The sequence below is a fragment of the Bacillus sp. FSL M8-0071 genome, assembly GCF_037975455.1.
GTDB classification, from domain to species: Bacteria; Bacillota; Bacilli; order Bacillales; family Bacillaceae; genus Bacillus; species Bacillus subtilis.
Map to the genome: position 1 here is coordinate 1769586 of NZ_CP150256.1, position 12454 is coordinate 1782039.

Here is a 12454-nt window from a genome sequence, read left to right on the forward strand (position 1 = left end):
TACTTCATGGTTCCTCCGTATAACAAAATTTCCATTTACAGGCAATTGGGATTAATGTATATTTTGGGTGAGGGGGTGGAAACATATGGCATGTGGTCCGAAGATCATTATCTTTTTGGATGAACTTGATGATCCAAATGTGAGAATCATTTTAGAATGCAGAATTTAAATTACAACATTGTGTTTTGCTCCCTGTTCGTGTGAACAGGGAGATTTTTTCGTTTATATAACTGGTGATGTCCAAATATAGGGTGTTATGAATTTTCCATATCTGCCATCGGCTTTAAGCTGCTTCTCTATTAGGCTGGTTTTCAAAAGCAAGTTCAATGATAGCCATGAAAGCTGATATCACAACAAGCAAGACATCTGGAATATAAATAGACTGCATAAAGTAATCTGCAAAACAGATCGTTATAAGATTGCTGATAAAATACAGTATAAAAGCAAAAAGTGCAGTCTTTTTCAATGAAAGTGATTTTGCCAAAATGATAGAGATAATCTTTGTGAGTGGGTCTATGATTAAACCTACAGCAAAGCAGGCTAAAATAAATAAAGCTAATGTTTGATTGGAAGCGTATGTGATGCCAAGTATGGAGAATAAGCCTTTCATCCCGAAGAAAAAGCCGCCGAAGATGACTGCAAGCGCGATGGCCGCGATAAAAGTAATAGATACAATTCCGATTAATTTTGATCTCAGGTTAAAATCTTTAGAGTGCTCGTTCTGTTCTTTTTGGTTCATGTATGACACTCCCTTCACCTGCTTACTCATACAAACAGCACCCTTGAATCAGCCCAAAATATCTATAAGTCTGTTTTCTGACGAAAATAGTATAGCATATTTTAACAAAACCAAAAAAGGCCCTTTCCACTGGGGAAGGGCCTTTTTCATCATGTTAACTCCTGAGATTCGCCGAAGCTTTCTCTTTTTTTGGCCAAATAAAATAGCTGGCTGTAATGAGAAAGTCAATTCCTATAATGACAGTCCACAGTTTAAGAATGCCGCTCAATGCTTCGGTTCGGGCAGAGTCATTGATAAAATAGATCATCCCTGCCAATAGTCCCGCACCAATTAAGTAGGCCAGCACATGTCTTAGCCAGCCTTTCGCACCGTGCTTGGCATGGTCCATTCCAAAACGTTTCAGCGGTTTTGCGCCTTTTTTTGTCACATAATATTGAAATTTTTCATCTGCCCATTGAATCATTTGTTTCCCATAAGCGATCGATATACCGATGTAAACAGCTGCAATCCCATGGGCTGCGGTCGCTGAGGCTCCGCGGTAAAGGTCCACACCAGTTGCCGCTAACAAGATCAAATCAATAACTGGAGTTAAGGCAAGGAATAGCAGTCCTAATGTATGTCGTTTGAATACGTAGCGTACAGCAAGCCCCAAAACAATGACAACCCAAAACGCAATTTCACAGAAAACAATCATCCATGCGATACCGTTCAATCCATTCCCCTCTTTTCAATACAGTTGTATTATTTAAATAATATGTTACCATCTTTGTTTTTGTAACACAACTGTATTATAAAAATTGCTCTCTCATTTTTTTCTTGTTACAATAAAGCTATGCCAAAACAAATTGACCATGAGAAAAGAAGAAAACAAATTGCAGAAGCAACGTGGCGCGTCATTTTAGAACGAGGAATGGAGGGAGCATCAGCCAGAAATATTGCAAAGGAAGCAGGATTGTCATTAGGTGCGCTGCGCCATTATTTCTCTACACAGGATGAATTGCTTGCTTTTGCAATGAAACTTGTCCAAGAAAAGGTGACGGCCCGAATTAAGGACATTACAGTGAGGGATTTGCTCCCTAAGGAAAAAGTGTTGCAAATTTTGCTTGAAATGGTCCCAACGAATGAAGAAACGATTAGAGAGATGGAGGTTTGGTTTGCTTTTACTGCTTACGCCAGACATAAAAAGGATATGTTTGATGCGAATCATGACGGGATTTTCAGCGGCATGCGGAATCTGATTGCCTATTTAGATGAATCCGATTTACTGAAGCAGAATGCTGATAAAGACATTGAAACTGAGAGACTTTACGCGCTTGTTGACGGCTTGGCTTTACATGCCATGCTTGACCCTGTGCGAGTGAATAAAGACCGAATTAAGCGGGTCATTATGCAGCATGTAGAGTCAATTTGCGTGGAAGATACACGTGAGACACAAAAACGACATCCTTAAGGCACTAGTGCGAAAAGCGATTCTTGTTGGGCATGCGTCCAAAAGAGTCGCTTTTTTATTTTCAAAGAACAAGGATCTCTGAAAAAAATGGAAAACAATCATGCTGTTTGGTAAAGTGGAATGAAAGACGGACTGAGGGATGAACACTGGTCCATCGTTTAAGAACTTTACATGATAGGGATGGTATAAATGAATCTTACTTACAAGGTGCATCCAATTAAAACAAGGTATCAGGGCTGGACGAATTATTGCTATATCATTGAAGATATTGTAAGCAGATCTGCAATTGTTGTTGATCCCTCATGGGAATTGAGTAAGATAACCACTACACTTTCCGAACTTGAAGCGGAATTAAAGGCAGTCGCATTGACACACTCTCATTATGATCATGTAAATCTGGTAGACCCGCTGACGAAGATGTTTAACGCTCAAGTTTATATGTCAAAAAAAGAAATTGATTATTATCAATTCCGATGCAGAAATTTAATTAGCCTAGATGATCATCAGACAATCAGCATAGGAAACACAAGAGCACAATGCCTTCTCACACCGGGGCATACAGCCGGCGGAATGTGTTATTTGTTTTCTGAGAGTATTTTTACCGGAGATACGGTGTTTACAGAAGGGTGCGGCATATGTGAGGATGATGGCAGCTCTGCGGAAGAGATGTTTGATAGTATTCAAAGAATAAAGTCGGAGGTTTCACCCCATGTACGGGTGTATCCTGGTCACTCATTTGGCAAATCGCCCGGCCATTCGATAAAGGATCTTTATCAGCATAATATTTACTTTCAAATTGATAAGAAAGAATATTTTGTGAAATTTCGCACTCGTAAAAACCAAAAAGGTATTTTTGATTTTAAATAATCCTTCTGAATCTATTATCCTATTTTTCTTCGAATATCTAAATGATTTTTATTTTCGAAAATGATTATATAGAAGGTGTTATTTATTTTGAAAACTCATTTGAAAGAAAATGAAGCGTATTATCATGATATGGCGCCCTATACGTAATCCGGGTCTTTTTTCTTATGTTCTGTTATATCTCCTGATCCTTTATTCCTCAATGGAAAAAAGCAGAAAAACAATGGAGCAAACTGTAGGAAAAATTAACTTGACGGATAATATTTACAGAGGTTACCATCAACATGAACATGCTACTATTTATCCGGTCATCACTATTATAAAATCATACAGAAGTGAAACACATTTACTAATCGGAAGGGTGGCTTTGAGAGAATGATCACATATGTTTTTCCAGGTCAGGGTTCACAAAAACAGGGAATGGGCAGCGGCCTATTCGATGAATTTAAAGAACTGACGGATCAGGCAGATGAGATCTTAGGATATTCTATCAAACGTCTTTGCCTGGAAAATCCTTATTCCAATTTAAACAAAACGCAATTTACTCAGCCGGCGTTATATGTGGTAAACGCACTAAGCTATCTGAAAAAAATCAAGGATGAAGAAGTTAAACCTGACTTTGTCGCCGGGCACAGCTTGGGTGAATACAATGCGTTATTTGCAGCTGAAGCCTTTGATTTTGAGACAGGGTTACAGCTTGTCAGAAAAAGAGGCGAGCTGATGAGTCTGATAAGCAACGGCGGTATGGCAGCTGTTATGGGACTAAATGAAGAGCAGGTTGCAAAGGCTCTGAAAAAATATCATTTACATGATGTTGATATCGCTAATGTGAATGCCCCATATCAAATTGTAATTTCAGGAAAAAAAGATGAGATTGAAAAAGCCGCATCTCTTTTTGAAACGATGACTGAAGTTACAATGGTACTCCCCTTAAACGTAAGCGGCGCGTTTCATTCCAGATACATGAATAAAGCAAAAGAAGAATTCGATGAGTTCCTTCATGCCTTTTATTTTTCGCCTCCGTCTATCCCGGTTATTTCTAATGTGTATGCCAAACCGTATACATACGAATTCATGAAACAGACGCTGGCTGATCAAATTAATCATTCAGTGAAATGGACTGACAGCATAAGCTACTTAATGAAAAAAGGCCATATGGAGTTTGAGGAGGTAGGGCCTGGAAATGTTTTAACTGGGTTAATTCATCGCATAAAGAAAGATGCGGAAGCAATGCCCCGCTAAAGCATTTGCCCCTATGGCCGTGTACCTCATCAATCAGGTTTAAACACAGATTTCCTTTCATTTAGGGTATAAAGTTTTAAAGATTCAATCGTTCGATTGACACTGTTTCTAATTGAATAACTTTATATACTGTTACATAAAGAGGCTGATAAATTAAGTTAGACATTTGAACTATGTCAGCCGGTCTGTCAAACCATCGCTCCCACATCTAGATGGTCCATTTTTTAACCGCACCCACCAATCATAGAGTCGATGTTCTTTGCTGATCCTGTTATTATGTTACATCAATTTTGAGATATCAACATACATCTACGATCACGTCATAAATGAACCGCATCCAGAGCACCAATAGCAATCCTTCCAAGTTGAATCTCCTTTACTTTTTCACATATGTCTTTTCCATTTATTAATTTCATTTCAATCGCTGCTATGTGCTTTTACAACATACATGGAAATAAGAAATCCAATAGCCGTCATAAATATAAAAAAAGAAGGTTATACACATGAATGAACCGCTTGTTTTTATGTTTTCCGGGCAAGGTTCCCAATACTATCACATGGGGAAAGAACTATTTAAGGAAAATACCGTGTTTCGCCAATCAATGCTTGAAATGGATGCCATTGCAGCACGGCGAATCGGCACATCCATTGTTGAAGAAATCTACCATCCAGGTAAACGTGTGTCAGATCCGTTTGACAGTATTCTTTTTTCCCACCCCGCCATTTTTATGATTGAGTATTCCTTATATAAGGTTTTGGAAGACAGGGGAATTTATCCTGATTACGTATTGGGATCAAGTCTGGGAGAATTCGCAGCAGCGGCAGTTTCTGGTGTGTCAGACGCAGAGGATATACTGGATTGCATACTTGAACAGGCTATTATCATCCAGAATTCCTGCGATAAAGGAAAAATGCTGGCCATTCTTGACAAACCGCAATTGTTGAATGATCATCCGCAACTGTTTGGAAATAGTGAACTCATTTCTATCAATTATGATTCGCACTTCGTCATTTCTGGTGAAGAAGATCATATAAGGAAGATTATGGAGGATTTAAAGGAGAAGCAGATTCTTTGCCAGCTGCTTCCTGTGTCCTATGCCTTTCATTCTTCGCTTATTGATCCGGCAGAGAGTGCCTATGCAGAATTTTTAAGATCAAAATCTTTTCAAAAACCGTCAATACCGATTGTATCGAGCTTAACGGGAAGCTGCCTTCACGTAATGGACGAGAATTTCTTTTGGAATGCGGTCAGAAAGCCAATGATGTTTCGTGAAGCGATTCGATATTTGGAAAGCCAGCATACATGCAAGTTTATCGATTTAGGGCCATCCGGCACCTTAGCTGCTTTTGTGAAACAGCTGATTCCGGGTGATTCAGCTGACCGTTGCTGCTCAATCATAACACCATTTCATCAGGAGCTGAAAAATCTGAATACGGTTGAGTATTTCCGTACACCAGAAAGGAAGTTTACAAGATGATTACATATGTCTTTCCAGGGCAAGGCTCCCAGCAAAAGGGGATGGGACAAGGCCTATTTGAACAATATCAGCATTTGACTGATCAAGCAGATCAAATATTGGGCTATTCAATAGAGAAGCTATGTACCGAAAAATCATATCTGGATGTAAATCATACTGAATACACGCAGCCGGCTTTGTACGTTGTTAATGCACTCAGTTACTTGAAGAGAGTGGAGGAGACCGGCAGAAAACCTGATTTTGCGGCAGGACACAGCTTAGGAGAATACAATGCGCTGATGGCAGCCGGTGCATTTGATTTTGAAACCGGATTAAGGCTCGTCAAAAAAAGAGGAGAATTGATGGGACGAATTACAGGGGGCGGAATGGCTGCTGTGATCGGCCTGAGTAAGGAACAAGTTACAGCCGTTTTAGAAGAGCACCGTCTTCATGACATTGATGTGGCAAATGAAAATACGCCCCGGCAAATTGTGATTTCTGGCCCGAAAAAAGAGATTGAAAAAGCTCGGGCTGTTTTTGAAAACACCAAGGATGTAAAGCTGTTTCATCCATTAAATGTGAGCGGAGCTTTTCATTCCAGATATATGAATGAAGCCAAACAGGTATTTAAGCAATATATTGACTCATTCCAGTTTGCACCTTTGGCGATCCCGGTTATCTCCAATGTCTACGCAGAGCCATACCATCAAGACAGATTAAAAGATACATTATCTGAACAAATGGACAACACAGTGAAATGGACGGACAGCATTCGTTTCCTGATGGGAAGAGGAGAAATGGAATTTGAAGAGATTGGGCCTGGAACTGTTTTAACCGGTCTCATTCATCGGATTAAAAATGAAGCTGAACCATTGACATATATACCGAAAAAGAACCCCGCGATCAGTGCGCATCTAAAGGAGCAACGCAATGTTCAAGCCGGGATTACGGCAGAATCTTTAGGAAGTGCTGAATTTAAACAAGATTATCATCTTACATATGCTTATCTTGCAGGAGGAATGTACCGCGGCATTGCTTCGAAAGAAATGGTAGTAAAGCTGTCAAGAGCGGGAATGATGGGGTTCTTTGGCACAGGAGGTCTGAGCCTGAAAGAGGTTGAAGATGCGATCCATGCTATACAAGGTGAATTAGGGGAAGGACAAGCCTACGGCATCAATCTGGTCCACAATATGAAACATGCTGAATCAGAAGAAAAAATGATCGATCTTTTATTGAGGAATCAAGTGAGCATTGTGGAGGCTTCAGCATTTTTAAGTGTCACTCCTGCATTAGTAAGGTACCGCGCAAAAGGAGTGAAACGAAATCAAAATGGTGACGTTATATGCTCAAATCGTCTCTTAGCAAAAATATCACGGCCGGAAGTTGCAGAATCATTTCTGAGTCCTGCGCCTGAGAATATGCTGCAAAAGCTTTTAGGAGAAAATAAAATCACTATGAACGAAGCTGAGTTGTTGCGGTGCATTCCGATGGCTGACGATATTTGTGTAGAAGCTGATTCAGGCGGTCATACAGATGGCGGTGTGGCATACAGCCTGATGCCGGCGATGACATCTTTAAGAGATGAAATGATGAAAAAATATCAATACCGGAAAAAAATAAGAGTTGGTGCAGCTGGAGGAATTGGAACACCTGAGGCAGCGATGGCGGCTTTTATGCTAGGGGCTGATTTTATTCTAACAGGCTCAATCAATCAATGTACGGTTGAGGCGGCAACAAGTGATAAAGTAAAGGATTTGCTTCAGCAGATGAATGTACAAGATACAGCCTATGCGCCTGCAGGTGATATGTTTGAATCGGGCAGTAAAGTGCAGGTGCTAAAGAAAGGCGTGTTCTTTCCCGCACGGGCAAACAAGTTATATGAACTGTACCAGCGGTATGGGTCTATACGTGAGCTGGATGCAAAGATGCTGGCGCAGCTTGAGGAGAAATACTTTAAACGCAGTATAGAAGACATATATAAAGATATTGCATTGCATTATCCCGCGGCAGACATTGAGAAGGCTGAACAAAACCCGAAGCATAAAATGGCTTTGATTTTCCGATGGTACTTCAGATACAGCTCAAAATTGGCAATCAGCGGAAGCGAACATTCGAAGGTCGATTATCAAATTCACTGCGGTCCCGCGCTGGGAGCCTTTAATCAATGGGTTAAAGGGTCGCAATTTGAAAATTGGCGAAACCGCCATGTGGATGAAATCGGGAAAAAATTAATGACAGAAACGGCAGTATTGCTTCATGAACGGATGCAATCGATGTATCAGCCGTCGCATGCAACAGACAACATAAAAATAAAAGTTTGAATATTATGAAAATATACCTATAAAAATCATCCCTCGAAGGAGAGAGCGCATTATGGATAAACAGAGAATCTTTGAAGTACTAATCACCAATATTTGCGAGGTGCTTCCTGAATTAGACGGACACAGATTTGAGCCTGAAGATCAGTTAGTTGAGCTAGGAGCTGACTCTGTAGACAGAGCTGAAATTATCACGATGGTGCTAGAGGATTTATCGCTAAAAATCCCTCGCATTGAGCTATCCGGGGTGAAAAACATCGGTGAATTAGCTGAGGTGCTTTATGACAAAGTGCAATCTGCCTGAGGTGGTGGTGACCGGTGTAGGCGTTACGGCCTCTATCGGTCAAGGGAAAGAGGACTTTGCTTCCTCGCTGCTGTCCGGCAGACATGCCTTTGATGTCATGAAGCGTTCAGGCAGACAAAAAGACAGCCGGTTTATCGGAGCCGAAATTGCGTCATTGTCTTATCCTGACCGACTCTCTAAAAAAATGTTGCGAAAAGCATCATTCTCCAGCCGCGCTGCATTGGTAACTCTCACAGAAGCTTGGGAGGAGGCTGAATTGGACGATGCAGATTCCTCACGTATCGGACTGGTTGTTGGTGGGTCAAATTTTCAGCAGAGAGAAAACTTTGAAGTTTATGAAAGGTATCAAGACCGCTCCGGTTTTATTTCTCCGGCGTATGGCCTGTCTTTCATGGACAGCGATCTTTGCGGGATATGTACAGATCAGTTTGGCATCACGGGATTAGCATATACGGTGGGAGGAGCCTCGGCCAGCGGCCAGTTAGCGGTCATTCATGCGATTCAGCAAGTCCTTTCAGGCGAAGTTGATACTTGCATTGCACTTGGTGCTTTAATGGATCTTTCTTATATGGAATGCGAGGCGCTAAGGGCTTTAGGCGCTATGGGGACGGACAAATATGCTGATGAACCTGAAAAAGCGTGCCGTCCCTTCGATCAAAACAGAGACGGGTTTATCTATGGAGAATCGTGCGGTGCATTGGTAATAGAACGAAAGGAGACGGCTTTACGAAGAGGTCTCAAACCTTATGCAGCATTGTCTGGCTGGTCAATCAAACTGGACGGAAACCGGAATCCTGATCCTTCATTAGAAGGAGAGATTCATGTCATCCAGAAGGCACTGGAGCGTGCCAGGCTTTTACCAGAAGATATTGATTATATTAATCCTCATGGAACAGGCTCTTTTATTGGAGATGAAATAGAATTAAAGGCGCTCCGTGCATGCCGGCTTTCCCATGCTTATATCAATGCAACAAAATCGATAACCGGACACGGGCTTAGTGCGGCGGGCATCGTAGAGATTATTTCTGTTTTGCTGCAAATGAAAAAATCTGCCCTGCATCCGAGCAGGAATTTGGATCATCCAATCGATGATTCCTTTCATTGGGTAAATGAGAAATCGATTTCATACCGCATCAAAAATGCGCTGAGTTTAAGCATGGGGTTTGGCGGAATGAACACCGCGGTTTGTATACAAAACATTGAGAAATGTGGAGGCGAATCATAAATGGTTTCAGCCGGAATAGAAGCGATGAATGTCTTTGGCGGAACGGCATACCTTGATGTCATGGAGCTGGCCAAATACAGACACTTAGATACTGCGAGATTTGAAAACTTATTAATGAAAGAAAAAGCGGTAGCACTGCCTTATGAAGATCCCGTGACCTTCGGAGTCAATGCAGCTAAGCCGATTATTGATGCTTTATCTGAAGCAGAGAAGGACCGGATTGAATTGCTGATCACTTGCTCTGAATCCGGGATCGACTTTGGGAAATCGTTAAGTACATATATCCATGAATATTTAGGTCTCAACCGCAACTGCCGTTTGTTTGAGGTTAAACAGGCGTGTTATTCAGGGACAGCGGGATTTCAGATGGCGGTGAATTTTATATTATCCCAAACTTCTCCGGGTGCCAAAGCACTGGTTATCGCCAGTGATATTTCACGTTTTTTAATCGCTGAGGGCGGAGACGCTTTAAGCGAAGATTGGTCTTATGCGGAACCGAGCGCCGGAGCGGGAGCGGTGGCCGTTTTAGTTGGCGAAAATCCCGAGGTGTTTCAAATAGATCCCGGAGCAAATGGTTATTACGGCTATGAAGTGATGGACACGTGCCGCCCCATTCCCGACAGTGAAGCGGGAGATTCTGATCTGTCTTTAATGTCATATTTGGATTGCTGCGAACAGACCTTTCTGGAATATCAAAAGCGTGTACCGGGTGCCAATTATCAGGACACGTTTCAATATCTTGCTTACCATACGCCCTTTGGCGGGATGGTGAAAGGTGCGCACCGGACAATGATGCGTAAGGTGGCGAAGGTGAAAACATCCGGGATTGAGACGGATTTTTTAACTCGGGTAAAACCAGGTTTAAACTACTGTCAACGAGTTGGAAATATTATGGGGGCAGCCTTGTTTCTGGCATTGGCCAGCACGATAGACCAAGGGAGATTTGATACGCCTAAACGAATTGGCTGTTTTTCCTACGGATCCGGCTGCTGTTCTGAATTTTACAGCGGAATTACAACTCCGCAAGGCCAGGAGCGTCAGCGAACATTTGGTATTGAGAAGCATTTGGATCGCCGGTATCAGCTCTCCATGGAAGAGTATGAGCTATTGTTTAAGGGGAGCGGGATGGTGCGGTTTGGGACGCGCAATGTAAAGCTGGACTTTGAGATGATACCGGGCATCATGCAGTCCACTCAAGAGAAGCCGCGCTTGTTTTTAGAAGAAATTTCTGAGTTTCATCGGAAGTACAGGTGGATCTCGTGACCTATCAAACGATAAAGGTCCGCTTTCAAGCGTCGGTTTGCTATATTACCTTTCACCGTCCTGAAGCGAATAATACGATTAATGACACGCTGATAGAAGAATGCATGCAAGTGTTAAACCAATGTGAAACATCAACGGTGACGGTTGTCGTTTTAGAGGGGCTTCCCGAGGTGTTTTGTTTCGGAGCGGATTTTCAAGAAATCTATCAGGAAATGAAAAGGGGCAGAAAACAGGCAAGCTCCCAAGAGCCTCTCTATGATTTGTGGATGAAATTGCAGACCGGCCCTTATGTCACGATTTCGCATGTCAGGGGAAAAGTGAATGCCGGCGGTCTTGGATTTGTATCTGCCACAGATATTGCCATTGCTGATCAGACGGCGTCATTCAGTCTCTCTGAGCTGCTATTCGGCCTGTACCCTGCTTGTGTTTTACCGTTTCTGATCCGCCGTATCGGCCGGCAGAAAGCGCATTATATGACGCTTATGACAAAGCCGATTTCCGTTCAGGAAGCCAGTGAATGGGGGTTAATAGATGCTTTTGATGCTGAAAGTGACGTGCTGCTGAGAAAGCATTTATTGCGTTTGCGGAGGCTGAATAAAAAAGGAATCGCACATTATAAACAGTTTATGAGCTCACTTGATCATCAAGTCAGTCGTGCGAAAGCCACCGCTTTAACTGCAAATCAAAATATGTTTTCTGATCCTCAAAACCAAATGGGAATCATCAGGTATGTTGAAACAGGACAATTCCCATGGGAGGATCAGTAACCGTTTCAATCAGAACCATTAGGAGGACATCATGACGCATTCTGTTGTAGAGCTTATCGAAATTGAATCCGCCATTATTCAGGTAAAGATGCAAGATCGCACTCATAAAAACGCGTTTTCACAAGAACTTACAGATGGTTTAATTCAAGCGTTTGAATACATACGGCAGAACCCCAAATACAAAGCGGTTATTTTGACAGGATATGATAATTATTTTGCTTCAGGAGGAACGCAAGAAGGACTGCTTCGAATTCAACAGGGATTGACCAAGTTCACTGATGACAATCTTTATTCTCTGGCGCTGGATTGTGAGATTCCAGTTATTGCGGCAATGCAGGGCCATGGAATTGGAGGCGGCTTTGTCATGGGGCTCTTTGCTGACATAGTCATTCTGAGCAGGGAAAGCGTGTATACGGCTAATTTTATGAAATACGGATTTACTCCTGGAATGGGCGCTACCTTTATCGTTCCTAAAAAACTGGGTTTCAGCCTGGCCCAGGAAATATTATTGAATGCGGGCAGCTACCGTGGAGCTGATCTTGAAAAAAGAGGGGTTCCCTTTAAGGTGCTGCCCCGTGCAGAAGTGTTAGATTATGCAGTGGAGCTGGCGCAAGAATTGGCGGAAAAGCCGAGAAACTCACTGGTTACACTGAAAGATCATTTGGTTGCCCCGCTTCGCGATCAGCTGCCGCGCGTCATTGAACAGGAATTGATGATGCATGAGAAAACATTTCATCATGAAGAAGTCAAAAGTAGAATCAAAGGTTTATATGGTAATTAACTGAAAATATATATAAATTTTGCAGGTGAAATGGAGGCAGCGTG

General features: G+C 42.1%; 13 protein-coding genes. 11 read left to right on the forward strand and 2 right to left on the reverse strand.

Annotated features, from left to right (window positions below; genetic code table 11):
* Positions 1-283: 283 nt before the first annotated feature.
* Both MKX71_RS09140 and MKX71_RS09145 read right to left on the reverse strand, forming a co-directional pair.
* Entirely contained in the window at positions 284-739 is a 456-nt protein-coding gene (locus MKX71_RS09140; protein WP_339231970.1) for a regulatory YrvL family protein, read from the reverse strand.
* A gap of 154 nt (positions 740-893) precedes the next feature.
* The gene (locus MKX71_RS09145; protein ID WP_038428985.1) at positions 894-1451 is read right to left on the reverse strand and encodes a hypothetical protein; all 558 of its coding nucleotides are present in this window, start codon (positions 1449-1451) and stop codon (positions 894-896) included.
* A gap of 120 nt (positions 1452-1571) precedes the next feature.
* Between MKX71_RS09145 and MKX71_RS09150 the strand changes: the two genes are divergently transcribed.
* The 11 genes from MKX71_RS09150 (at position 1572) to MKX71_RS09200 (ending at position 12410) form a co-directional block, all read left to right on the forward strand.
* A complete protein-coding gene (locus tag MKX71_RS09150; RefSeq protein ID WP_106073927.1) occupies positions 1572-2189 on the forward strand; it encodes a TetR/AcrR family transcriptional regulator in 618 nt (205 codons plus the stop codon).
* 189 nt (positions 2190-2378) lie between these two features.
* Positions 2379-3056, forward strand: a complete 678-nt coding sequence (locus MKX71_RS09155) for an MBL fold metallo-hydrolase (protein WP_003231824.1) — start codon at positions 2379-2381, stop codon at positions 3054-3056.
* Positions 3057-3165: 109 nt separating this feature from the next.
* On the forward strand, positions 3166-3432 hold the full coding sequence (locus MKX71_RS09160; protein WP_015252067.1) for a hypothetical protein: 267 nt from the start codon (positions 3166-3168) through the stop codon (positions 3430-3432).
* On the forward strand, positions 3429-4295 hold the full coding sequence (fabD, locus tag MKX71_RS09165) for an ACP S-malonyltransferase (protein ID WP_339231971.1): 867 nt from the start codon (positions 3429-3431) through the stop codon (positions 4293-4295). The genes MKX71_RS09160 and fabD (MKX71_RS09165) overlap by 4 nt, the downstream gene beginning before the upstream one ends.
* A gap of 503 nt (positions 4296-4798) precedes the next feature.
* On the forward strand, positions 4799-5773 hold the full coding sequence (locus tag MKX71_RS09170; protein ID WP_134155506.1) for an acyltransferase domain-containing protein: 975 nt from the start codon (positions 4799-4801) through the stop codon (positions 5771-5773).
* Entirely contained in the window at positions 5770-8073 is a 2304-nt protein-coding gene (gene fabD / locus MKX71_RS09175; RefSeq protein ID WP_326132075.1) for an ACP S-malonyltransferase, read from the forward strand. The genes MKX71_RS09170 and fabD (MKX71_RS09175) overlap by 4 nt, the downstream gene beginning before the upstream one ends.
* A 52-nt stretch (positions 8074-8125) precedes the next feature.
* Positions 8126-8374, forward strand: a complete 249-nt coding sequence (locus tag MKX71_RS09180) for an acyl carrier protein (protein ID WP_003231809.1) — start codon at positions 8126-8128, stop codon at positions 8372-8374.
* A complete protein-coding gene (gene pksF / locus MKX71_RS09185) occupies positions 8352-9599 on the forward strand; it encodes a polyketide biosynthesis malonyl-ACP decarboxylase PksF (RefSeq protein WP_029726473.1) in 1248 nt (415 codons plus the stop codon). The genes MKX71_RS09180 and pksF overlap by 23 nt, the downstream gene beginning before the upstream one ends.
* Positions 9600-10862: a polyketide biosynthesis 3-hydroxy-3-methylglutaryl-ACP synthase PksG gene (gene pksG / locus MKX71_RS09190; protein ID WP_003231805.1), complete on the forward strand. Its 1263-nt coding sequence runs from the start codon at positions 9600-9602 to the stop codon at positions 10860-10862.
* Positions 10850-11629: an enoyl-CoA hydratase/isomerase gene (locus MKX71_RS09195; RefSeq protein WP_339231973.1), complete on the forward strand. Its 780-nt coding sequence runs from the start codon at positions 10850-10852 to the stop codon at positions 11627-11629. Before pksG ends, MKX71_RS09195 begins: the two co-directional genes overlap by 13 nt.
* 31 nt (positions 11630-11660) lie before the next feature.
* Entirely contained in the window at positions 11661-12410 is a 750-nt protein-coding gene (locus MKX71_RS09200; protein WP_015715915.1) for a polyketide synthase, read from the forward strand.
* The last annotated feature ends 44 nt before the right edge of the window (positions 12411-12454 follow it).